The organism is Pseudovibrio exalbescens DSM 16456, from assembly GCF_000422785.1.
GTDB classification, from domain to species: domain Bacteria; phylum Pseudomonadota; class Alphaproteobacteria; order Rhizobiales; family Stappiaceae; genus Pseudovibrio; species Pseudovibrio exalbescens.
On record NZ_KE383918.1, the window covers coordinates 356,657 to 380,288 of the forward strand.

A 23,632-nucleotide genomic window follows, 5' to 3' on the forward strand; every position below is an offset into this window, starting at 1 on the left:
GCCCCCCCTTTTTTTCACGAGTAAGTCGGTGCTCAACCAAAATGGTTGGGCAAGTACCTCGGAGTAGGATGGGAGGAAAAACGATGTACGCCCTGGGTGTTTCCGAATTTATTACCCGCTTTATCGGTCATTGGGAGGTCTCCGAAGATTGGGGATACTGGTTCACTTCATACGCTCCAGGTGATGCAGATCCGCAAAAGCCTGAGTTGGTGTGGGTGGGGCGTGATCTTTTTCGGGGCAACGCGAAAGACATCGAACTCGGTGCAGGTGCACGAGGTGTTGACCTGAAAGGGTTTCCCGTTGCTGATCTTCCTTCCAGTGGCATCGGGGGCAGTCGCTTTTTTACACCTGCACAACTAGGGGATTTGCCGGTGCGTCTGGAGGCGCTGGAACCTCAGGGTGCTGCCGGTTTCAGTACCGGTTTTATACAGATAAACGGAGAAATAGTCACTCCGGCTGTCTACAGCTATGGTGAAGACGGTGGTGTGTCCGTCGTCATCACGCAAACGAACTTCACATGGGACAATGACATTCTGATCCAAGGTGAGTTCAGCATTGGCGTTGTTTACAACCTTCAGATATCGCAGGCCTCTACAGAGTTTGTCGAAAGTGCTTACGCGCTCGTCTCGGATGCCAATGAAGCTTCGATGATGAGCTCGAACGCCTTGGCGGAACAACTGGCAGAAACACTCACGTCTGTGTCCATGTCCATGGTCGCGTCCTACGGCATTCTTTCCGACGAAGCCTACGAGGAAATTTTGGCTCAGCGTCGTCTTGAAATGGAAGAGGCTGCCGAAAACGGCGGTGTCATCGGCCCTGAAGCAGGAACAACCGTCTCATCCATTTGGGTGAACGGTCAGGAAAGCGAAGCAACCTCTGCGCCAGACCTTGAAAGCTATATAACCGTTGCGCCGCTGGATGATATGGACAGCCGTTTCGACGACCCAGCGCTCGGGGTGTTGGAGGTTGGCAGCAACACGGCGATCAACAATGCAACAGTTGTTGATGGACCGGAGACCTTCGGCTCGCTGATGGTTCACGGCAACTATTACGACATGAGCGCTATCGTACAGCTCAACATTCTGCATGATGGCGACACCCTGCCAACCGGTGTTCTGGCGCCGCCGGAGATGACGACCCAACAGTTCGTCGACAGTCTGGTGCAGCAACAAACAGTGTTCACTTCCATGATGCAGGGGGCGAGCACGGCTCAGCAGACGGCAAGCTCCAATACGATGGACAACTATGCCCGCTTTGACACAGTTGTTGAAGCGCCCCCCCCAACAGAAATGCCGCTATTGCAAGCAGGAGCCGGGGCTTCCGGCAGCTTGTGGACCATCGACTACTCTTGGGGAGACTTTTTTGATGTTTCCCGCCTGACCCAGATCAACCATATCATTGACAACGACGTGGTTGGTCAGATCGAGTTGAGTGAAAATAAATCTCTCCTCATCGGCGACAATTATTCCGAAAATACTTCCCTATTTATAGAGATCTCCGGGAACTATGACCTGATTATCGTCGGTGGTGACTATTTCGAGATGAGTTATATCTGTCAGAAGAACATCATCTTTGATGCTGATTACATTCAAGGACTGAGTCAGGCATTTGAATCGGATCAGATGACATCGTCTTTCTCCGGCAACACGTTGATAAACTCTGCAAGTATTGGCGATGCTGGCACGCCAATTGCTTTTGACTACATGAGCGAAAGCGCGGCACAGCTGAGTGCGTTGATTGAAGCAGGCGAAACCAATCTCGATGCACTGCTTACCAGCATGTTTTCCGGCTATGCCGGGCAGCCGTTCAATGTGCTTTACGTCAGTGGCAACTACTATGATACCACGGCGATTTTTCAGACGAACGTCATTGAAGACGCCGATGCCGTTGCCGTAGGAGCTCAGGCTGAAGCCACGACAAGCCTGAGTGTTTCAACCGGCAGCAATGTGGCCATCAACAACGCCAGCATCGTTGACTACGACAGTGCAGGTGACCTGAAGATGCTGGCCGGTGACCACTACGAAGACAGCTTTTTGATGCAGGCAAACCTGCTTCCCGAAGACCTGGAAAATGCCCAGGACATGGACGCGCTGGCATCAGAGGTTGTTGTTTTTGCAGTTGAAGGTTCAACAGAGGAAACCATTACAGGAGACTCCGCTGAGATTGTCAAACCTGACATGACCAACGACGATATGTTCTCCTCGGTTCTGGCATAACATGGCTTTAAATAAGAAGAATGAGGCTGCAGATGCCGGAAACCGGAAAGGTTTGCATCTGCCCAATGACACTGTGCGCGGAAAGCTGATTTACCTGTGGGATCATCATCCCTACAGAATGCGCACACCTCAGGCTCGTAGCACCCCACAACAAGCCGACAGCACGCCACTTGAAACCCGGCAGGAAACACCGATCGGGCCGCCAGAAGCGTTTGGTCCTCCGCGTCCAACTCATTTGCGACGCGATGAGACCGCCAAGGGAAACGAGACAGCACGGGACGGCGGCACAGCGGGAAAAGGCTCAACCACAAACGTCGACAAGACCGCGTCGGATGCCCGCCAACCCTCTCAAGGAGGCGGAGGAACGCCCCCTACAGATGGCGGTTCCGGCGGGGGCGGTGGCGGCGGCGGAAATGGCTCGCCCCTTCAGGTTAAAGGCGGTTCTCCAAACTTCCGCCAGATCATGGCAGAAGGGCTCGCAGTTTGCCGCAAGAACCTGATGATCGTGTTCGTCTTCTCCCTGTTTGTGAATATTCTCGTTCTTTCCATCCCGATCTATCTGTTTCAGATCTCCGACCGAGTTTTGACTTCACGCAGTACCGACACGCTTTTGATGTTGACGATCATCGTGCTGGGGGCGCTGGCCTTCCATGTTCTTCTCGACATGATGCGGCGTTTCATTTTGATGCGCACGGCGGTTCATCTTGAAACGCGTCTGGGTGGCCCGGTCATGAATGCAGCTGCCAAAGCGTCGCTGGATGGGTCCAACAGGGAATTTCAGGCGCTGGGCGACTTGCAGATGATCCGGAACTTCATCACCGGCTCCACGCTGCTGACCATATTCGATGCGCCGATCGCCCCCATCTTTGTTCTTGCCGTGTTCATGATCCACCCGCAATTGGGCATGGTGGTTTGCGGTGCCATCGGACTGTTGTTTGTGGTTGCCATGATCAACCAGCGGCTGACTGCTGTGCCATTTAGCCGAGCCAATGCCTACGCCACCCGCGCCAACATGCAGGCGGATGCCATGGCCCGCAACTCGCAGGTCATCAACGCCATGGGCATGGTTCCGGAAAGCGTGATGATGTGGGGCAAGGATACGGCCGAGTCTTTGAAGGCCCAGGTGAGCGGACAGGATCGAAACGTCGTAATGGCCGGGATCTCGAAGATGGTCCGCCTGAGCACCCAGATCACGATGTTGGGGTGGGGCGCCTATCTGGCACTCGAGAGCCAGGTCACCGGCGGTATGGTCATTGCCGCGTCCATCATCGCCTCCCGCGCGCTGGCACCGATCGAGGGTGTGATCGAGGGCTGGAAGAACATGATCCAGGCCCGGTCGGCTTACGCTCGCATACGCAATCTGTTGAACGGATCGCCGCTGAACATCGACCGTCTGCGTTTGCCTGAACCCAAAGGCAAGCTTGATGTGGAGCGCATGTTGTTTGTGCCCAAGCCAAGCAAGAAGGTGATCCTGAACGGCATATCCTTCTCGCTGGAGCCGGGTGAGAGCCTTGCAATCATCGGCAACTCCGGTGCGGGCAAGTCCACACTGGCCAAGATGTTGGTGGGGTCGATTACCCCGACCGCCGGAAACATTCGGCTGGACCGCATGGATCTGCGCAACTGGGATCCCCGTCAGTTGGGTGAATGCATCGGGTATCTGCCGCAAGACGTCCAGCTGTTCCCGGCAACGATCAAGGCAAACATTGCTCGCATGCGCCCTGACGCAACCGACGCGGAGATATTTCGAGCGGCGGAACTTGCGGACATTCACGAGATGATCTCCGGGTTCCATCAGGGCTACGAAACCCTGATCTCCATGGATGGGGCGCCGCTGTCTGGCGGACAGAAACAGCGGATTGGTCTGGCCCGAGCCTTTTATGGCAGTCCGCGTCTGATGGTGTTGGACGAGCCGAACTCCAATCTGGACCCCATGGGTGAACAGGCTTTGGCCCGTGCCATGGCGCGCGCCAAACAGGAGGGCATTTCGGTTGTGGTGATCACCCAGCGGCCATCGCTGCTGCGCAGTGTTGATCAGATCATGGTGCTGAAGAACGGCAGTGTGCAGCTCTATGGCCCGCGGGATCAGGTCACGGAGCAATTGTCGGCCGCAAAGCAGCGGGCACGCAACATATCCGATGAAGATAGCGGGCCGGACGGGTCTCTGGAACCACCAAGAGCCTGAGCCTGAAACCCTGAGGAACACCTTTGGAGTGAGGAGCAAGACATGAGCCGCGTCCCAGCAGACTTGCAACAATGGCATCACGATGTGCCCCACAGCATCAAGGGATATGCGATATTCGGCTTCGGCCTGTTGATCCTGTTGGTCGCGGGCTTTGGTTTTTGGGGAGCTGCGGCACCCATTGCCGGAGCGGTGATTGCCAAGGGCAACTTCGTGGTGACAGGCCAGAACAAGGTCGTGCAGCACCTTGAAGGCGGGATCATTCAGGAGATCCTCGTGAATGAAGGCGATGTTGTCCAGAAAGGCGACACGCTCATTCGTCTGGACAGAACGGCGCCGCTGGCCAACTTGCGCCGCCTTGAGCTGCGGCTAAGCCGATTTGAGGCGATTGAAGCCCGCTTGAATGCCATGATAGCCGGCAGTGACACCATTGAGTTCTCTCAGTCCTTGCTGGAAAGGGCATCGGACCCGGATGTGGCTGACATCATCGAAAGTCAGCGGGCCGCCTTTGAGGTGGACATGGGCCAGCTCAAGAGTGAAATAGCGATCCTCCAGCATAGCATCGACAGTCTGCATCAACGCATTCAGGGCAATGAAGCCCAACAAGTGGCCGCGGAAACGCAACTTGAGTTTCTTGATGCCGAGTTGAGCTCAAAGCGCCAACTTTTGGAAAAGAACCTGATCCGCTTGCCTGAAATGCTGGCCATTCAACGCGCCAAGGCCAATCTCAACGGTGATATCGGGCGTCTGGTTGGTGAGGTAGGTGATATCAACGAGCGCATCGCCCGCACCCGTGAGGAAATCCTGCGCGCCAAATCCATCAACCGACAAAAAGCGGCAGTTCAGTTGCAAGATATTGAGGCCCAGATTGATGATGTCCAAGAGCAAATCAACGCCGCAAAGGACGTTCTCAATCGGGTGAACATCGTAGCGCCTACCCGAGGCATCATCGGCGATCTGCACTACCACACCTCCGGCGGCGTGATTGAGAGCGGGCGGGACATCGTTGAGATCGTACCCATGGACAGTGAAATGTTGCTGGAGGTCCGCATCCGCCCGCAGGATATCGATACTGTTCGGGTCGGGCAGGAAGCTGCCATTCGTCTGACCGCATTGAACCAGCGCACGACACCCACCATGAGCGGCTGGGTAACCTTTGTCTCACCGGATTCGCAGCCAACCGATGAAGTGGGCCAAGCCGGGGATGTCTATCTTGCCCGTGTCAAGCTGGACCGGACGCATCTGGAAGGACTCCGCGAGGAACTAGCCGACTTCACTCCGTTGCCCGGCATGCCCGCGGAAGTGCATATCAAGACGAAAGAACGGACATTCTTCGACTATCTGACACGGCCTCTGCGGGACAGCATGTCTCGCGCCTTCAAGGAAAACTGAGGGTTTCAACGAGCCTGTGTCACCAAACGAGAAAGACCCGCCGGAACCCGGCGGGTCTATTGATTGTTGTAGTTGCGCAAGAAACTAGATGACTGCGCTTACGCTGGCATCAAACGCAGGATATTCAACGCGAATGGATGTGCCGGCTGGGTAAAAAGTACAGCCAGACAACGACCCGGTGGTCACATACTGACCGGCCTTGAACCCGCCGCAGTGATTACCGGCAGCGCGAACAGCCCCTTTGAGCAAGTCGACAGGAGCACCCAGCACGTTGGTTACGCGTGTGTCGATGACTGTGCCTTCATTGATGATGAGCTTGAGATCAACATCCGTCAGGTTGTTGAGGTCCCACTCAGCGATCTTTTGTCCGACAACAAATCCCGCGTTGGCCAGGTTGTCGGCGAGTTTCAAATCTACGGGCGCCTTGTCCAAATCTTCAATGCGACCGCCAATGAACTCGATCACGGCGTAAAGACCTTCAATTGCGTCCATGAGTTCGGCCTCGGTTGCCGGTACCTCTGGCAGATCCTTGGCAAGCCTGAAGGCCAGTTCGCATTCCACGCCCAACGGTTTGCCATCCTTCTCAAAAAAACGAGCCCCGTTCTCTCGGATGTCCGCAGCGTACATGGGAGCGTATAGCGCGTGGCCCTGAGGATCCACCGCCACTTTCCAGCCACCGATGGGGCCTTGAGTTTCAGCAAGTTCTTCCTGCACTTTGAAGGCGTCGGCCCGGCTTGGCATCAACTCGTCATAGTCGGCAACAGACAATGCAGCACCGGTTGAGCGGGCAGCCAGAAGGGCTTTTGACAAGGCAAGCATGGTGGATCTCCTGAATGGTATCTAAACCGATTGAAATTCTACGCGATGGTTACACGAACTGGCAATCGGGCACATCTGTAAGAGACCTCATCGTGTAAACCAGCCCAGCCAAGCGCCACAATGCCGACGTCAGGTGAGTGGGTGCAACTTTGGTAGTAGAACCTGCCTTTGGGGCAGGCGTGGATTCCTGTGAGTATTGCTGGAATGCGCAATAAAATTACGTCCCATTGAAAATTTGGGGCTAGACGATACCGTGTATCGGTGATTATGACTAATGATATTACGAAGTTGATTTCGTGTCGCAGAAGTCAGATGACGCCAGCACCAGCGTCACAGCGAAGGTTTCAAGCCGAGGGGAACACAGACAGAGAAGAACCAGAACCTGTCTGTCCTTTTCAAACAGGCGGTCCGGCAAGGGGAGAGGCCGGGCCGCCTGATGCTTCAGTCAAACCATGCATCAGGTTTCAGTCTCAAGCAGCGCCAGCGTCTGTGGGCACTCCTGACCCTCGTAGAATTGTTCCAATACCTGCATGAAGGGATGGGCTTCCCCGCTGACCCGATAAAACAGCGTCGCGCATGACCGCAATTTCAGTGCATCGACAGACCCCAGAATGGAAACAGCCGATTTGTCCCTGTGCGTAAGCATAAGCTCGTGACCATCACGCAGCCTTGGTCCCAGCACCGGATGTGCCAGATAGGCCTTTGCTTCGCCGCCGCCTGCCAATCCATAGAAATGTGCTGTTCCTGAGCGGCCCAAGGCCCGCAATTGGGGGAATATGAACCACATCCAGTGTGTCGTTTTGGTGCCAGCTTGCAGCTCTTGGCACACGTTACCCCACACCTTGTCCTGTGCCTCCACAAAACGAGCAAGGTCAGTCTTATCAGTGCTCATGCTATCTCCTTGGCTGGATCTGAACAAGCTGACTGACAGGCCAGCTAATCAACGCAAGTCTTTCAAGATAGACGTTGAACGGCAAGCCACCCAGTTGGGTGAGCACTAAACAAAAAGGAAGGATAGGGGAGAATTGGAGCGGGTGAAGGGAATCGAACCCTCGTCTTAAGCTTGGGAAGCTTCTGCTCTACCATTGAGCTACACCCGCATTACGCCGCTTTATATCTGCCAGCTGCGGGTTTCTGTCAAGGCACCAAATGTCAATGAAGTGGATAAGCCGTCGCCGGTAGAATGTCATGCAACCTCCTGCCACGCATTTGAAAATACGGATGGATGTCGTCACAAAAAAGCCGGTGGTAAGGCGGTTTTCTGCGCTGTTCCCGTCTTGATATGTCCGTGTTAATTCATAGGTTACCTGCGAGGTCATCTGGAACAGGTTGAAAGTAATGCGGGCGAGGCTCAGAGCACTCATAGAAAGCAAGCGTTGGGAATACACGATTGTGACGCTGATCGTGATCAATGCAGTCACATTGGGGCTGGAAACCAGCCAAACCGCCATGGCCGCCGCGGGAGGCTTCCTGATCACGGTAGACCGTCTCATTCTCTCGGTTTTTGTTGTCGAGCTCGTCACCCGCATCTATGCCTACGGACCACGCTTTTTTACCGGTGCGTGGAACCTGTTTGATACGGTGATTATTGGTATCGCCCTGGTGCCGGCCACGGGTCCCGCCAGCGTACTGCGTGCCCTTCGAATTTTGCGTGTGTTGCGCCTCATCTCCGTTGTGCCATCGTTGCGCAAGGTGATCGGCGGACTGATGGCTGCCCTGCCGGGCATGGGATCCGTCGTGCTTTTGATGGCCCTCGTGTTCTATGTGTTTTCGGTCATGGCGACCAAGTTGTATGGCGCAGTGTTTCCTGAGTGGTTCGGATCTATTGCTGCTTCGGCCTACACGCTGTTCCAGGTCATGACGCTGGAGAGCTGGAGCATGGGCATTGTGCGCCCGGTCATGGAAGAGTTCCCCAGTGCCTGGTTGTTCTTCCTGCCGTTCATCCTGTGTACGGCCTTTACGGTATTGAACCTGTTTATCGGTATCATGGTATCGGCCATGCAGCAGGAGCATGAACAGACTGCGGAAAAAGACCGCCAGATGATCCATACCGAAACCGAACTCGTTTTGTCGGAAGTTCGGGCGCTGCGTAAGGAAGTTGCGGAACTGCGCAAACAAACCTCCGAAAAGACATGAACAAGATAGTCGGTTTCACTTCAACCAGACTTGATTGAATTTGCACGCGGTCACCCTAGCCTTTTCCCAGGAATGTCCCTAGGAAATGGGCTGGAGTTAACGGGAGACAACCATGCTGGATGCAACGGCGCGGCGCTATATTGATCCACCGCTGAACCGCGCCGGGCAGGCTTTGGCGGATCTTGGCATTTCCGCAAACACTGTATCCGTGGTTGGCTTGCTGTTCGGTGCTTGTGCAGCTCTTTGCATCGGTGTGGGGCTGTTCGAACTGGCTCTGGTGGCTATACTCGCCAATCGGTTGGCAGACGGGCTCGATGGGGCCGTCGCCCGCGCGACGGAAAAGACCGATCTTGGCGGGTTTCTTGATATCGTGTTCGATTTCATCTTTTACGGCGCAGTGCCCTTCGCTTTTGTGGTGTATGACCCTGCCGGCAATGCCGTGGCGGGCGCCGTTTTATTGCTCAGTTTTTACTTGAACGGAGCTACCTTTCTTGCTTTTGCAACATTGGCCGCCAAGCAGGGCATGAACACGCAGGCGCAGGGTATCAAGTCCTTCTATTATCTTGGCGGGCTGGCTGAGGGGACGGAGACAATTGCGGTATTCATCGCGTTCTGCCTGTTTCCGGGGGCTTTCGTTTATCTGGCCTGGGGCTTTGCCATAATCTGCTTCATATCGGCAGCCGCGCGAATTTTCATGGTAAAGGCGCTTCTTGAAAACAAGCAGCCGTGAAGTTGGCAGAATGGCGGGTCGCTCCCGAGTTTCTTTCAGCGGTTCCTTCCGGAAAATTGGTCTGGACAAGGTGCAGCGCTTCCTTGAGGTTTCCAGTCTTGTGACCGGCTGGCGCGTTGAAGTAAAATGCCTTACACCCTGACCCTGAGAACGGTCATGCGAAAAGGAAACGAGATGTATCGCTCCGTCACCCGAGACATTCAGGTTACCGTCGAGCCCTACTATCTCTCCGAGGAGTCTCGGCCGGAGGAGGACCAGTATTTCTGGGCCTACCGCGTGGATATCGAAAATCTTGGCACGAAAACCGTCTGCTTGCGGGCACGCCATTGGAAGATTATTGATGCAACCGGGTACATGCAGGAGATCCGCGGCGCGGGTGTCGTGGGTGAAGAACCTGTGATCGAACCGGGCGAATGCTTCCAGTATACCTCCGGATGCCCATTGGGGACGCCCTCCGGCATAATGTCCGGTGACTATCAAATGGAAACGCTTTCAGGTGAGCGCTTCGAGGTGGAGATACCGGCCTTTTCTCTGGATATGCCAGACCAGCAGCGCACGCTGAATTAGCGAAGCCAAGGGCGGGCGGTACGACCGACGCACGATAAGAATGTCATCAACCCTTTCGATGGCATGGATACATAACATGGGGCAAATCAGAACTGTGATGCACGCAGACAAAGCGGTGGTCGAAGCCGTCTATACACACTTGGCGGGTGATGAGCCGCCGGCGTTTCGCGGGGCGATCAACGACGTATACAGGCTGGCATGGCGAGGGCGTCATTTTTGCATTCGTGTGCGCCGCAGTGATGACCTTTTTGCCTACGAGAAAACCTTTCCCAAGGAGCCATTGGCCGCTGCTCTTTTGAACCGCACCACACTGGAAACAGCCGTTCTGGATCAGGAGCTGGACCGATGTGTAGCACGGCTGACCTCACTGCCGGTTGGGCGTGGAGAGCCGTTCGTTCATCAGCCCAAGCTGGTTTTCTATGACTTCTCGCGAATGGTGGCGCCTCACGTTTTCACGGTGAGTGAGTGGGTCACCCATACCTCCATTCGCGATGCTGCTCTCTACGACAAGGCTGGCGCGGTACTTCACGAGTTGCACGCGCCGCGCTTTTCCAGTTTCAAGCGTCGGCTGGACGAAGCGTGGCAGCCAGCTGCACAGTGGCTATCCACTCAAATTGTCCAGCTCAAGCATTTGCGTGGAGTTGAGGCCGAAGTTGAGGCGGTTGAAAACCGGATCAAACAGATAGGGCCGCAAACGAGCCGGTTCACTCTGGCGCACAATGACTACCATCCTTTGAACTGGCTGGAAGAGGGGGCTGGCTTGAAGGTTATCGATTGGGATAACGCGACAATCGCACCGCCCGAGGTCGATCTCGTCAAGGTGAAGTATTGGGCCAAGTTGGATGCGGATGGCAACTACAGGCCGGATCACGCGGCCTATGAGGCGTTTTTACGAGCCTACCAAACGGCGGGCGGTCAAATTGACCGTGCCATGCTGGCCGTCTGTGAGTTGTTGTGGCTGCCAAAAATAATTGCGTTCGAGCAGGCGCGGGAGGCGCAAGGTCTGGAAACAAGGCCGTTCCCTGGCTCGCAGCAAATGCGAGAAGCCTTGAAAGCTCTTCTGCACAGTGAAGATCTGAAAGTGGGCCACGCGGTGTGACCGCAAAGAGGGAGCGGCGCGATCGCCGCTCATGTTGTCGCTGGATGAAAGGCGCCAGTCGGATCACTCGGTACGATAACGTGCCTGTGCGCCGCGCTCGATAGCGGCAACGGTGAGTTTGTCCAGATCAAAGCGGTCGCGGAACATCTGCAGCATCCGCAACTCTTCCTGACGCAGGTCCAGATCTGCAGCGGCTACTTCTACTGCAACGGCATAGCCGGTGTCGTAAAGTTTGCGAGGCAAAGACTGGGCAATCAGATCAAGCGTGTTGATGAGACCGTTCTCGTCGCTCATCCGCTCTGCACATTCACCGCTGATACGGACCAACTCGCCCTCATCAAACCCCCGGAATACTGGCAGGAACTGAACAACTTCGCCGATCGTCCGCAATTCGGAATCGGTCATGCTGCTGTCAGCAGCGGCTGTCATCACCATGATATGAACCAGGGCTTCTTGTACACTTAATAGCTTACTCATGTTTCTCTCATAACCAATGGAAGGGTAAGGCGTTTCAGGCGCAGCACTTGAACTGTCAGTCCACCCAGAATTAGGGGTAAAACCCTAGGGATGCAAGAGAGGAGCGCCATTGTCTGAGAGCAGACATTGACGCGCAACCCGGTTTTACTTAAGTTCCGGCAGCCTGTCGTGACGGCGCAGTCAGACAGGCCAAGATTTTTCCAATCAAACACAGAAAGCTGGATGGTTCAAAGCCATGACCGATCAACGTTTGCCGCAACTCGATCTCAGTCCCGAATTTATCGAGGCCGCGCAGGTTTCCAAAGCCTGGCCGTTCGAAGAAGCGCGCAAACTGGTCAAACGCATTGAAAAACAGAAGAAACCCGGGCCCGTCTTGTTTGAGACGGGCTATGGTCCTTCTGGTCTGCCGCACATGGGGACATTCGGCGAAGTGGCCCGCACTACCATGGTGCGCACGGCGTTCCGCTTGTTGACGGAAGACAAGATTGAAACCAAGCTGCTGTGCTTTTCCGACGACATGGATGGTTTCCGCAAGGTGCCGTCCAATGTCCCCAATCAGGAATTGATGACCGCCAATCTGGGCAAGCCGCTCACGCGCGTTCCCGATCCGTTTGGCGAGTATGAAGGCTTTGCCCAGTCCAACAATGCCAAGCTCATGGCGTTTTTGGACCGCTTCGGCTTTGAATATGAGTTTGCATCTTCCACGGAATACTACACTTCCGGCAAGTTCGATGCTGCACTGCTGCGCATGCTGGAAGTCTATGATGACGTGATGAAGATCATTCTGCCGACGCTCGGCGAAGAGCGTCAGGCAACATACTCTCCATTCCTGCCTGTGTGCCCGCGTACCGGCCTCGTGCTGCAGGTGCCGATGGTGGACCGCAATGTGGAGAAGGGAACGGTGACTTACATCGACCCGGAAACACAAGAGCGTGTTGAACTGCCCGTTACGGGTGGCAATGTGAAGTGCCAGTGGAAAGCAGACTGGGCGCTGCGGTGGTATGCGCTGGGCGTTGATTATGAAATGGCTGGCAAGGACTTGATCGACAGCGTCAACCTGTCCTCCAAGATCTGCCGTGCTCTCGGCAAGCCAGCGCCAGAAGGCTTCAACTACGAATTGTTCCTTGATGAGAACGGTCAGAAGATTTCCAAGTCCAAGGGCAACGGACTGACAATGGAAGAGTGGCTCACCTACGCTTCCAATGAAAGCCTGGCCCTGTTTAACTTCCAGAAGCCCAAAACAGCCAAGAAGCTGTATTTCGATGTCATACCGAAGGCCGTCGATGAGTACTGCACGTTCTTGAACAAGTACCCATCCATGACAGCGGACCAGAAGCTCATGAACCCGGTCTGGCATGTGCATTCCGGTCAGCCGCCGAAGGAAGACGTGCCGATCTCGTTTGCCATGCTGATGAACCTCGTGTCCGCCTCCAATGCGGAAAACGAGGAGGTGTTGTGGGCCTTCATTTCCCGTTATGCCCCCGGTACCAGCCCGGCAAACCATCCCATCCTGAACCAGATGGTTGGCTACGCGATCCGCTACTACGATGACTTCGTGAAGCCATACAAGCAGTTCAAGGCACCGGACGAGGTTGAGACCGACATGCTCAAGAAGCTGGATGCTGTCTTGGCTGAGCTGCCCAAGGACACGGATGGCGCGGATATCCAGAATGCAATTTACGACATTGGTCGCAATATCGAGCGCTACCAAAACACCGCCAAGCCCGGTCCCGACGGCCGTCCCGGCGTAGCGCAGAACTTCTTTTCCGCGATTTATCAGGTACTTCTGGGGCAGGAACGTGGGCCACGATTTGGCTCGTTCGTGGCACTTTATGGTATTGATGAAACACGAGCTCTGATTGCAAAAGCACTTGCAGGAGAGCTCGCTGCGTGATGAATTGGCCCCCTCCGGAACGAGGGGGCCTTTTTTATGAGTCTAACAAGTTTGTTATCCTGGGCACTGTTCCCGCTCTATGCAGTTGAAGGCATCCGTACCCGGTTGAGGACACCACGTCTGAGACCTGGCACGGGTCCCTATCAAGGCCGGTTTGAAGGGGGCGGTACGCCAGTACGCCTGTTGGTCATCGGCGATTCATCCGTTGCCGGTGTCGGGATTGGCTCGCTGGAAAACGGGTTGGCCTACCAGTTGGCGTCCATGCTGGCGGGGCGGACCGGTCGCACCGTTGAATGGCGGGCGGCTGGATTCAACAGCGCCACATCCAATCAACTACGTGAGGTGGTGGTGCCAAATCTGCCATCTCAGGACTTCACCCATATCTACATCAGTGTCGGTTTCAACGATCTCAAGAACTTCCACTCCGGTCCAAAATGGAAAAAGGGATTTGGCGAGCTGCTTTACGCGCTCAAGGCCAAGTATCCGGGGGCCAAGGTGTTCTGGTCGTGCTTGATGGCACCAAGCGGCGTGCCCGCACTGACACCGGGTCTGGCCTTTGTGCTGGGCCTGCGCCAACCTGTCATCAACAAGATTGGCAAGACGTTGTGTGAAGAGCGCGGTGGTCAGTGGGTCACCAGCATGCCGGACATCGGGCGGGTGCACTTTTGCGAAGACGGGGTTCACGCGTCGATCCGAGGAAACAAGGATTGGGCGGAGCACGTGGTGGAGGAGGCCTTGGCCCCCTCTGTGCTACGGTTGGAAAATCAGAACGAAGTAGACGATGAACAGGACGAGATGAACCGCGCCCTGTAGCATGTTGGTTCGAGTGCCACTGAAGGTGTTCAGGCTGAGGGCCATGGTCAGGATCAAAAGGACCATGTCCGTCGGCTTGAGACCCAGAATGATGTGCATGCCCAGATAATCAGAGATCAACAAGACAGTAGGAACGGTCAGGCCAATCGTTGCCAAAGCCGAGCCCAGGCAGATGTTGATGGAGCGCTGCACCTTGTTGTTCAAGGCGGCCTTCAAGCTGCTCAATCCCTCCGGGGTCAAGACCAGCAGCGCAACAAGCACCCCGCCGAGAGCCAAAGGTAGGGAAAGCTGCGCTATTCCCAAATCAACCAGCACCGCCAGTTTCTTGGATAAAAGCACAATGGGCAGCATCGTCAATAACAGGAAAACGGCATGAAAGCTGGTGCTGTGGACCTCAAGGTCTCCGTGTTCGTCGTGGGTTGAAACGGCTGTATGTGGGCTTTCATTGTTCAGTGAATCTTCAAGCAAGAAGGGCAGGGCGATACCCGGCGTATCCGATAGCGGTTGTTGAAAGAAGGACCTGTGCCGTTTGCTCTGTATCGCAAGAAAGACGGCGTAAAGCAGAATGATGATGACGGCAAAAATCACTTGCTGCACGGGTGAGAGGGAGGGGTCGCTAGTGGACGTTGTGTATACGGGCAGGATTAGCGAGAACGTGGCAAGCGGGATCAGAACCGCAAGGTACGCACGCGCGCCTTGGGTGTTGAAGGGCTGTTCACCATGACGCAAGCCCCCCAGCAACAGCGAGAGGCCCACCAGTCCATTGAGGACGATGTTGAGAACGGCCAGCATCGTGTCACGGGCCAGAGTGGGGTTGGCATTACCCGTCAGCATGATGGAGATGATCAAGGAGACCTCGATGCCGATCACGGACAGTGTCAGGATCAAGGTGCCGTAGGGTTCCCCCAACCGCACTGCCAGACACTCCGCATGCCGGACCACGCCAAATGCGCCATACAGCATTGCGCCGAAAATCCAGACAAAGCTGAGTATCAAGACGGGAATCGAGGCTTGAGCGCCCAATAACTGCTCGGAGAAACCATAGAAAACAATAGCAGTCAGTGCGCCAACAAGAAAATTCCGTTCCTTGCTGATTTTAGTGATGAAGGATTTTGGCAAACTCATTCCATTTCAAGGGTTTCGGAGGGCAGTGCGGTCTCATCGCCTTGGCGCCACACGGTGGGAGGCGATGTTTCAATCAAAATTGCATCGTCTCGTGGCGAACTGATGTCCTGTGTGACAGAAGGTTGTAGTTCGGTTTCGATGGTTGCAAGAGGTTTGCGATCAGTCTGCCAAATGCCCTTGCGGGTTTCCTTGGCCGCCTTGGCTTTGGTCTTCAGGGCAAGTGGTGCGTCTTCTGTAGGGTGGGCCCAGCCGTTCTCAAGGATCCAGTCGGCAACATCGATAGGGCCTCGATGGCAGGTAGCCAAGCTTGGGCCGCTGTCTTGCGATTCAATCTGCGTACAGGTGATAGCCTTTTGCAAGACAAAAGCCCGCAACGCCGTTCGGGCGCGCATACCGCACGGCCAACGCCCTCCAAGCCAACTCTCACAGGTCTCATTTACTGGCAGCGGGGAGACATGGCGGAGCCGGTAGCGTTGTCGTTTGAACAAGAACGTTGCCCCGTCTTCAACCAGTGGGCGGAAAACCGTTAGTTCTTCTGGAACTTCCTGCTTTTCGACCTTCTTTTCTGCGGGTTCTATGCGTTTCAACGGGCCGGTTACGGGCGGTGGCGGGCTTATGCCATTGCCGGTAATCGCGCGAATGCTGGCCGGATCAACAATTGGAGCCGATACAGCAGATGTCGCCGGGGGCGACGGGGCGGCTGGCTCAGGCTCAGGCAGGCGAGAAGGCTTGTAGACCACGGCGGCCTGTTCTTTGGGCTCCTCTGGCGTATCGGTCGCGAGCAAGGCAAGCCAAGCAAGTAGACCGATCCCAAACACGCTCAGCGCAAATGGAAAGGCCCATCTCATGTCTCCTTCTCCTCGCTTGCTTGCGCTATTGGCTGACCCACACGATGCGGTGCACCCAAAGCAGTTCCTGTTCCGCCATTATCAGGGGATTGTCGCCGGGCATCAAACCTCGAAACTCATAGGATTCGAGTGTTTTACGCACCAATTTGCGCGCGCCGATCCGGCCATCCTGGCTGGCAAACAGGACCCGATCTCCGCGGCGTAGCGGTGCTTCGGGCGCAATGGCCAACAAATCACCATCACTGTAATATGGCTCCAGAGTATTACCAGAAACTTCAAGAATATAAACAAATTGCCCGTGCGGCACAGGAAAGGCGATGTGATCCCATTGATCCATTTCTTGGATATCTTTGGGACCACCCTGTCTGGCTTGCTCCTGCAAAAATACCTGGGTTATGAAGGGCGCGGCGGTCACGATTGATGGGTTGGGGCGTGGGCTATGATCTGCCGCCAGTGCGCTGAACATTTCCAGACTGGTTCCTGTAACCTGCAGGATCTTCGCCACGGATTCGGTTGAGGGCCAACGAAGGCGGCCCTCGCTTGTTACCCGTTTCGATTTGTTCAAGGCCGTCGAATCCAGCCCGGCCAACCGCGCAAGGCCCGAGGGAGTCAGATCATTGCGGCGTGCGATCTCATCGAGCGCATACCAGAGGCCGCTATGGGTTAGCATGGGCATTGAACTCCCGGATTTCTGCCGTTTCTGTCAGTGGAAGTGTGACGCAGTGGAAGACCTGATGCGCACATTTTGCTCTCCACCTCTTGCATTCCGTCTCAACGGACCGTATGACACTGCTTTCAGTTGAGGTTGTCACCCCACTGAAAAGGTAATCCCCTGAATGTCTCTGATTTACAAGATCGCCGATCGGGATCTTTGGCGTAAAGCTGAAGAGGCTGGCGTGTTTTCTGGCGCGCCCATCGATCTGGCGGATGGTTTCATCCATTTCTCCACTGCAGAAACGGTCGCGGAAACTGCGGCGAAGCATTTCCAAGGGCAGGACGACCTGCTGCTTGTTGCCGTGAATGCCGACAAACTGCCTGAAACCGAATTGAAATGGGAACCTTCCCGAGGTGGGGCGTTGTTTCCGCATTTGTATGCAAAAATGCCGTTAAGCGCAGTTGAGTGGGTTCAGCCTCTGCCTCTAGTGGCCGGGCAACATGAGTTTCCAGAGGAGTTGTCATGAGCCTGATCCGCGTCGCTAACAAAATTGGCCTCAAGTCTCTCCACATGTTGGAGCCGGAGGCCGCCCACGAGGCCACAATCCGGCTTCTCAAGACCGGGTTGTCGATACCCTGTTTTCCTGTTTCCGATGGTCGCCTCTCTTATCAGTTAGGCGACCTTTTTTTTGCCAACCCGCTGGGCATGGCGGCCGGTTTTGACAAGAACGGCGAGGTGCCGGACGCGCTCTTGAAGATGGGATTTGGGTTTGCGGAAGCCGGCACGGTGACGCCAAAGCCGCAGGAAGGGAACCCAAAACCGCGCAATTTTCGTCTGACGGCGGATGAAGCTGTCATCAACCGATATGGCTTCAACAATGATGGCCATGAAATGGTTTATAACCGGCTGAGGCGTCGCCACCGCAAAGGCGGGGTGGTTGGCATCAACATTGGGGCCAATAAGGCAACGCAAGACAAGGCCTCAGACTATGAAGCAGGGGTGCGGCGCTTCGCCGATATTGCTTCCTACTTCACGGTCAACATCTCTTCACCCAACACGCCGGGACTGCGCGACCTGCAGGCGCGTGGTGCGCTATCCGACTTGTTGGTTCGAACGTTGGCTGCGCGCGATGAAGAGACAGAGAAGTTGGGGCGTCGTGTTCCGGTCTTGCTCAAGATTGCCCCCGATATGGGTGATGATCAGCTCAAGGACATCGCTGAGGAAGTGATGGCGCTTGAGGTTGACGGCCTTGTTGTTTCCAACACGACAGTCGACCGTCCTGCCTTGAAGGATGCGAAACAGGCGGTTGAAGCCGGTGGGCTCTCCGGCAAGCCTCTGTTCCGAAAGTCGACAATTGCGCTTGCGAAAATGCGCCGGCTGGTTGGGCCGAACTTACCCATCATTGGTGTGGGAGGAATTGATGGCGGGCCGGCAGCCTGGACCAAGATCACGGCAGGAGCCAACCTGCTTCAACTATACACATCAATGGTATTCAATGGCCCGGATGTGATCCGCGACATCAATACCTATCTTGTTCAGCAGGTAGAAAAGCAGGGACTTTCCAACCTTCAGGAGGCCGTTGGCGTCAATGTAGACGCATGGGCCGACCTCAGTTTGATTGATTAAAGAAATGCCAGCCCGCCGGTGCCATCATTCGGCGGGTTTGGGGCAAAACTGCTGTTCTTCCCTGAGGCGGCACATGTACAGCAGACTTAATCCGCGAGCGCTCAGAAAGATCAACATCGCCAACCAAAGCCCGTGATTTCCAAGCTGCGGGAACAAGGCATAGTAACTGGCAAGGAAGACAGCGAGCGAGATCAGCATCATGTTCCGCATGTCTTTGGACCAAGTGGCTCCGATGAAAACCCCGTCCATTTGATAGGCGAGGGTACCCACAACCGGACCAAGGGAAGCCCAAAGCATGTAGTCGCGCGCCACTTGCCGCACCTGGTCGTTGACTGTCATGAAGTCGACGATGTAAGTGCCGGTACCCAGAAACACCAGTGTCCCGAAACCACCCAGACCAAACCCCCAGAGCAATGAAAGTCTGACTGCGCGCCGAAAGGCGGGGCGATAACGCGCCCCGACCGCGCGACCTGCGATCTGTTCTGCGGCCACGGCATTGCCATCCAGAAAGTAACCGGCGATCAGGAGGAATTTCTCCAAGACTGCGTTGGCTGCCAAGATGGTGTCGCCTTGATCTGCACTGCGTGCGGTAAAGAATGCAAATGCAAACAACAGGGTGAACGAGCGGATCATGATGTCGCGATTTAGGGTCATCATGGCAATCAGTTTGTCCTTGTCCAGCACCTGACGCCAGGTTGGATAGGCATCTCCCGTCATGTGCCGGTAAGCAAGAGCAGCGCCAAGCAAGAGCGTAAGCAACTCGCTGATGCCCGTGGCCGCCGCCACGCCCGTGATCCCCCAATCCAGCCCGAGAACGAACCAGACGCTCAAGACAATGTTGACCCCATTGAGAAAGGTCTGGATGAATAGACCGGTCTTTGCCTTGCCGAGTCCCAGAAACCAGCCAAGGATAGCGTAGTTCGCCAATGAAAGTGGCGCCGCCAGAATGCGCACCGTGAAGTAGGCGCTGGCGGCTGCCTGGACTTCTTCCGATCCGCCAAGAAGATTAAGGCCGACCGAGAGAATGGGAGGGTGAATGGCAAAGAGAACGATCCCGCAAGCCAGCCCGAGCAAGACTGCCCGAAACAGCACAGCTTTGATTTCGGTGGAGTTGCCAGCGCCGAAGGCCTGTGCCGCCAGCCCCGTAGTACCAGAGCGCAGGAAGTTGAAGGTGACAAACACGATGTCAAAGATGACTGAGCCTACGGCAAGGCCGCCCAGTAATGCCGCATTGTCAATCTGACCGATTACTGCCGTATCCACGAGACCCAAAAGCGGCGTTGAGATGTACGCCAACGTCATGGGAATGGAAATGGACAAAAACAGGCGGTTGGTGACCGCAAAGGACTGTGACATGGGGGTCTCTTCATTGCAGAGCGGGTTAAGGGCATGGGGTACATACAAGGCTGGCGCCTGGAAAACAACCAACAGCTTTTGTTCCTACAGGTCTGGCCATTTATCCAAGAGGCACTAGCTTGGGCCTATGAGGCTTCCAATTGTGCACCATCCGGCGTTCACCGCTGACATCCCGGCTCAGCACCGGTTTCCCATGCTCAAGTTTAAAGGCGTTGCGGAAATTTTGCTGGCAGATCGCATCGTGCTTGCAGGCGGTTTTGTAGAGCCCGAACCTGCAACACGCGAGCAACTCATTCGAGCGCACGATGTGACGTACGTGGATCAGGTGCTCAATGCGTCCGTGCCCGACAAGATCGCGCGGGAAGTTGGATTTCCCATGACCCATTCAGTTTGTTTCCGCGGCCAATGTGCCACGGGCGGGTCCATTGAAACCGGGCGGCTGGCACTTCGCCATGGCATAGCCTGCAATACTGCTGGAGGGTCGCATCATGCCCGCTCCAGTCACGGGGCCGGCTTTTGCGTGTTCAACGATGTGGCTGTGGCAGTGCGTGCCTTGCAGGCCGAAGGGGTGATCCGGCGCGCTCTGGTGATTGATCTGGATGTGCACCAAGGCGATGGTACGGCGGAGATCTTTCGTCACGATCCGTCTGTCTTCACGCTGTCCCTGCACAGTGAGAAAAACTATCCGGTTCGCAAGGTTCCCTCCGATCTGGATGTGGCGCTACCCGATAGTTTGGAGGACAACCCCTATCTGGAGACGTTGGAGGACGCACTGACAGGTGTCTTGCGCCGGACAGAACCGGACATCGTGTTCTACAACGCCGGAGTGGATCCGCACCGGGATGATCGGCTGGGCAGACTGTGCCTGAGCGATGAAGGCCTGTTTGAACGCGACGCCATGGTTATGGCCGCTGTTCGAGGACGCGGGTTGCCGCTTGCCTGCGTATTAGGCGGCGGCTACTCCAAGGATATTGACGTTTTGGCCCGGCGTCACACGATCGTGCACCGTGTAGCCTCCGGTTTTATCTAGGACTGGCCACGACCCGATTGCAACAACCGAGAAATCAACCAGACCGGCACAACGACTGCGGCACCGATAAGGAAATAAGACCCGATCTGTTCAATCACATCAAATCCCATGTTCCAGAGCCGTTCCACGAAGTCTTGCAGGCCGTACAACAGATCAAGCGGGTAGATGTCTAACGCAGACAAGATGACGCCGACCACGAGCGAGAGGAAGACAAGACGCAACGCGACACGCCCCGGAGAGCCACCCAAAAAGCGCGTCAGACGATCACCCTGCATGTATCAAACTCCTGATGGTTTGTAGGCCTTGCCGCTGATATAGGCAGTCCTAGCGAATTTGCACCACTTACACTAGCGTAAATTCGGGCAATGCGGTGTGACAGCCACAAAAAAAGGGGCGGAAATACACCGCCCCTTTCATGCATGTATCGATGCCTTGTTTATTCTGCAGCTTCCGCCATGGGGGCTGCATCCTGCGGGGCAAAGCGGTCATAGAACTTGTCATCGTTCTTGGCCATGTCACGCAGGAGCCGTGTTGGCTTGAACCGGTCTCCCCACTTCTTGTTGAACTTTTTGCAAAGTTCGAGGAAAGCTGGTGTGCCCATGCCGTCAATGTAGGAAAGGGTGCCACCGGTGTAGGGGGCAAAGCCGAAGCCAAGGATGGAGCCCACATCTGCTTCCCGTACGTCGGTCAGGCATTTTTCCTCGAAGACGCGCATTGTCTCCAGAGCCTGCATGGCAAGCAGACGCTGCTTCAGCTCCTCAATGTCGAATTCTTCCGCCGGCTTGGACGGGCCTGTTACATCCTCAATGCCTTTCCAGAGGGATTTGTTCCGCCCCTCATAGTCGTAGAATCCTTTCGCGTTCTTGCGACCAAAGCGTTCCCGCTTGACGACCATTTCCTCAAGGATGTCATCCAGCTTGGACACAACGTACTTATCGCCCATGTCCTTTCGGGTTGCGCTGGTGATGCGATGGGCAAGATCAAGCGCCACTTCATCGGCCAACGCCAGCGGGCCAACAGGCATGCCCGCCATGCGGCCCGCGTTTTCGATCATTGCTGCTGGCACACCATCACCCAGCATCATGATACCCTCGCGGATATAAGTCATCACCACCCGCGAGGTGTAGAACCCGCGGCTGTCATTGACGACGATCGGGGTCTTCTTGATGGCACGAATGTAGTCCAGGGCCATGGCCAGCGCTTTATCGCCGGTTTTCTTGCCCATGATCACTTCCACCAGCATCATCTTGTCTACAGGAGAGAAGAAGTGGATGCCGATGAAGTTCTTTGGGCGAGAAGAAGCTTGCGCCAGAGAGGTGATTGGCAATGTTGAAGTGTTGGAAGCATAGATGGCGCGAGACTTCATGGCCGCTTCAGCCTTCTCAGTCACTTCGCGCTTTACTTCTCGGTCTTCGAAGACCGCTTCAATAACCAGATCACAGTCCGCCAGTCCGTCGTAGTCGGTCGTGGCTTCAATCAGCCCAAGAAGCTTCTCCTTGTCGGCCTCGGTCGCCTTGCCGCGCTTTACGGCCTTGCTCATGAGATCGTCGGAATGAGCCTTGCCCTTGTCGGCCGCCGCTTGTTCGCGATCGATCAAGACCACCTTGATACCGGCCTTGGCGGTCACGTAGGCGATGCCCGCACCCATGAAGCCAGCTCCAAGAACGCCAATCTTCTTGATCTTGTTTTCTTTCTGGTCAGCCGGACGCCGCGCTCCCTTGTTCAACTCCTGCATGGAGACGAACAGAGACCGGATCATTGCGGCCGCTTCCTTGGACTGCAAAACATTGGCAAAGTAGCGGCTTTCGATCTGAAGGCCCAAATCCATGGGAACCATCAAGCCTTCCACTACAGAGTGCATCAAGCCGCGTGGCCCCGGATAGTTGTCAAAGGTTTCCTTGCGATAGATGGCATTGGCTGCCGGCCAAAACTGCATGCCTCCCGGCGAGTAGATCCGCCCGCTTGGCAGCTTGAAGCCTTTTTTGTCCCATGGCTGAACTGGGTCAACGCCGTCAGCGAGTGCCTTTTTAGCAGCCTCAACCAGCTTCTTTGCAGGTGCAACTTCGTCGATGAGCTTCAGGCTTTTTGCCTTTTTCGCATCAAGCGTCCGGCCCTGAAGCAGGAACTGCATGCCGCCCTGCAGGTCTGAAACCATGCGCATGACACGCTGTGTGCCACCTGCACCCGGGAAAAGCCCCACTTTCACTTCCGGAAGGCCCATCTTGAAGGCATCGGAATCCACGGCAATGCGCTTGTGGCAGGCCAACGCCAGTTCTGTTGCACCGCCCATGCACACGCCGTTGATGGCGGCAACCCATGGCTTGCCGCAGGTTTCCAACTTGCGGAAGACAAGCGAAAGGTGACGAGACTTATCAAAGAGAAGCTGAGCAGCCTTCTCCTCGTCGTCTTCCTTGAGCTTCTTGTATTCGCCCAGCATGCCTTCCAGCATGGTCAAGTCGGCGCCCGCAGAAAAACCGGCCTTGCCAGAAGTAACGACTACGCCCTTAATGGCATCGTCGCCTGCTACAGCGTCAACGATCTGGTCCAGCTCTTCAATCACGGACTGATCGAAAACGTTCATGGACTTTCCGGGAGAATCCCAGGTCAGAAGGGCAAAACCGTTCTCATCGGTTTCAAGGGTAAAGTTCTTGTAGGTCATCGGTTCCC

General features: G+C 55.5%; 21 protein-coding genes and 1 tRNA gene. 12 read left to right on the forward strand and 10 right to left on the reverse strand.

Features of this window, described 5'->3' with window-relative positions; all coding sequences use genetic code 11:
- The first annotated feature begins 83 nt into the window (after positions 1-83).
- From G512_RS0116310 to G512_RS0116320, 3 genes are read left to right on the forward strand one after another with little or no spacing between them, the layout of a single operon-like run.
- The gene (locus G512_RS0116310) at positions 84-2,216 is read left to right on the forward strand and encodes a hypothetical protein (protein WP_028482644.1); all 2,133 of its coding nucleotides are present in this window, start codon (positions 84-86) and stop codon (positions 2,214-2,216) included.
- A gap of 1 nt (position 2,217) precedes the next feature.
- The gene (locus G512_RS21500) at positions 2,218-4,401 is read left to right on the forward strand and encodes a type I secretion system permease/ATPase (protein WP_051269482.1); all 2,184 of its coding nucleotides are present in this window, start codon (positions 2,218-2,220) and stop codon (positions 4,399-4,401) included.
- 42 nt (positions 4,402-4,443) lie between these two features.
- A complete protein-coding gene (locus G512_RS0116320; RefSeq protein ID WP_028482645.1) occupies positions 4,444-5,790 on the forward strand; it encodes an HlyD family type I secretion periplasmic adaptor subunit in 1,347 nt (448 codons plus the stop codon).
- A gap of 84 nt (positions 5,791-5,874) precedes the next feature.
- On the opposite strand, the gene G512_RS0116325 is transcribed toward G512_RS0116320, so the two are convergent.
- The 3 genes from G512_RS0116325 to G512_RS0116340 all read right to left on the reverse strand — a co-directional run bounded on the left by G512_RS0116325 (position 5,875) and on the right by G512_RS0116340 (position 7,709).
- Positions 5,875-6,609 carry a fumarylacetoacetate hydrolase family protein gene (locus G512_RS0116325; protein WP_028482646.1) on the reverse strand — a complete coding sequence of 245 codons (735 nt, stop codon included), beginning with the start codon at positions 6,607-6,609 and terminating at the stop codon, positions 5,875-5,877.
- A 457-nt stretch (positions 6,610-7,066) separates the two neighbouring features.
- Positions 7,067-7,501: a DUF1810 domain-containing protein gene (locus G512_RS0116330; protein WP_028482647.1), complete on the reverse strand. Its 435-nt coding sequence runs from the start codon at positions 7,499-7,501 to the stop codon at positions 7,067-7,069.
- Between the two features lie 134 nt (positions 7,502-7,635).
- Positions 7,636-7,709: transfer RNA gene (locus G512_RS0116340), tRNA-Gly, on the reverse strand.
- 238 nt (positions 7,710-7,947) lie between these two features.
- Here G512_RS0116340 and G512_RS0116350 point away from each other — a divergent pair.
- The 4 genes from G512_RS0116350 to G512_RS0116370 all read left to right on the forward strand — a co-directional run bounded on the left by G512_RS0116350 (position 7,948) and on the right by G512_RS0116370 (position 11,141).
- Entirely contained in the window at positions 7,948-8,745 is a 798-nt protein-coding gene (locus tag G512_RS0116350) for an ion transporter (RefSeq protein WP_036489904.1), read from the forward strand.
- Positions 8,746-8,857: 112 nt separating this feature from the next.
- Positions 8,858-9,475, forward strand: a complete 618-nt coding sequence (locus G512_RS0116355; RefSeq protein WP_028482650.1) for a CDP-alcohol phosphatidyltransferase family protein — start codon at positions 8,858-8,860, stop codon at positions 9,473-9,475.
- A gap of 174 nt (positions 9,476-9,649) precedes the next feature.
- Positions 9,650-10,042, forward strand: coding sequence for a Co2+/Mg2+ efflux protein ApaG (gene apaG / locus G512_RS0116365; protein WP_028482651.1), 393 nt, complete (start codon positions 9,650-9,652; stop codon positions 10,040-10,042).
- Between the two features lie 76 nt (positions 10,043-10,118).
- The gene (locus G512_RS0116370; RefSeq protein ID WP_162143390.1) at positions 10,119-11,141 is read left to right on the forward strand and encodes a phosphotransferase family protein; all 1,023 of its coding nucleotides are present in this window, start codon (positions 10,119-10,121) and stop codon (positions 11,139-11,141) included.
- A gap of 63 nt (positions 11,142-11,204) precedes the next feature.
- Here G512_RS0116370 and G512_RS0116375 read toward each other — a convergent pair whose 3' ends face one another.
- Positions 11,205-11,618 carry a tellurite resistance TerB family protein gene (locus G512_RS0116375; RefSeq protein ID WP_028482653.1) on the reverse strand — a complete coding sequence of 138 codons (414 nt, stop codon included), beginning with the start codon at positions 11,616-11,618 and terminating at the stop codon, positions 11,205-11,207.
- Positions 11,619-11,853: 235 nt separating this feature from the next.
- On the opposite strand from G512_RS0116375, the gene G512_RS0116380 reads away from it, so the two are divergent.
- On the forward strand, positions 11,854-13,512 hold the full coding sequence (locus G512_RS0116380) for a lysine--tRNA ligase (protein ID WP_028482654.1): 1,659 nt from the start codon (positions 11,854-11,856) through the stop codon (positions 13,510-13,512).
- A 36-nt stretch (positions 13,513-13,548) separates the two neighbouring features.
- The gene (locus G512_RS21505; RefSeq protein ID WP_073833410.1) at positions 13,549-14,325 is read left to right on the forward strand and encodes an SGNH/GDSL hydrolase family protein; all 777 of its coding nucleotides are present in this window, start codon (positions 13,549-13,551) and stop codon (positions 14,323-14,325) included.
- On the opposite strand, the gene G512_RS0116390 is transcribed toward G512_RS21505, so the two are convergent.
- Genes G512_RS0116390 through G512_RS0116400 form a run of 3 tightly spaced genes read right to left on the reverse strand, consistent with a single transcriptional unit; the run spans position 14,263 to position 16,968 of the window.
- Complete coding sequence (locus G512_RS0116390) at positions 14,263-15,450, reverse strand: calcium:proton antiporter (protein ID WP_028482655.1); 1,188 nt, start codon at positions 15,448-15,450, stop codon at positions 14,263-14,265. The genes G512_RS21505 and G512_RS0116390 overlap by 63 nt on opposite strands.
- Complete coding sequence (locus G512_RS0116395) at positions 15,447-16,298, reverse strand: thermonuclease family protein (protein ID WP_028482656.1); 852 nt, start codon at positions 16,296-16,298, stop codon at positions 15,447-15,449. The genes G512_RS0116390 and G512_RS0116395 overlap by 4 nt, the downstream gene beginning before the upstream one ends.
- Positions 16,299-16,323: 25 nt before the next feature.
- Positions 16,324-16,968 carry a S24 family peptidase gene (locus G512_RS0116400; protein ID WP_028482657.1) on the reverse strand — a complete coding sequence of 215 codons (645 nt, stop codon included), beginning with the start codon at positions 16,966-16,968 and terminating at the stop codon, positions 16,324-16,326.
- A 166-nt stretch (positions 16,969-17,134) separates the two neighbouring features.
- Between G512_RS0116400 and G512_RS0116405 the strand changes: the two genes are divergently transcribed.
- On the forward strand, positions 17,135-17,479 hold the full coding sequence (locus G512_RS0116405) for a DUF952 domain-containing protein (protein ID WP_028482658.1): 345 nt from the start codon (positions 17,135-17,137) through the stop codon (positions 17,477-17,479).
- A 2-nt stretch (positions 17,480-17,481) separates the two neighbouring features.
- Positions 17,482-18,579, forward strand: coding sequence for a quinone-dependent dihydroorotate dehydrogenase (locus G512_RS0116410; protein ID WP_407636268.1), 1,098 nt, complete (start codon positions 17,482-17,484; stop codon positions 18,577-18,579).
- A 24-nt stretch (positions 18,580-18,603) separates the two neighbouring features.
- Here G512_RS0116410 and G512_RS0116415 read toward each other — a convergent pair whose 3' ends face one another.
- Positions 18,604-19,935 (reverse strand): MATE family efflux transporter, encoded by a 1,332-nt coding sequence (locus G512_RS0116415; protein ID WP_028482660.1) that lies wholly within the window; start codon positions 19,933-19,935, stop codon positions 18,604-18,606.
- A gap of 127 nt (positions 19,936-20,062) precedes the next feature.
- On the opposite strand from G512_RS0116415, the gene G512_RS0116420 reads away from it, so the two are divergent.
- Positions 20,063-20,965: a histone deacetylase family protein gene (locus G512_RS0116420; RefSeq protein WP_028482661.1), complete on the forward strand. Its 903-nt coding sequence runs from the start codon at positions 20,063-20,065 to the stop codon at positions 20,963-20,965.
- On the opposite strand, the gene G512_RS0116425 is transcribed toward G512_RS0116420, so the two are convergent.
- Both G512_RS0116425 and G512_RS0116430 read right to left on the reverse strand, forming a co-directional pair.
- Positions 20,962-21,240 (reverse strand): DUF6460 domain-containing protein, encoded by a 279-nt coding sequence (locus G512_RS0116425; RefSeq protein ID WP_028482662.1) that lies wholly within the window; start codon positions 21,238-21,240, stop codon positions 20,962-20,964. The two genes, G512_RS0116420 and G512_RS0116425, sit on opposite strands and share 4 nt — an antisense overlap.
- 161 nt (positions 21,241-21,401) lie before the next feature.
- On the reverse strand, positions 21,402-23,624 hold the full coding sequence (locus tag G512_RS0116430) for a 3-hydroxyacyl-CoA dehydrogenase NAD-binding domain-containing protein (RefSeq protein ID WP_028482663.1): 2,223 nt from the start codon (positions 23,622-23,624) through the stop codon (positions 21,402-21,404).
- Between the last annotated feature and the right edge of the window lie 8 nt (positions 23,625-23,632).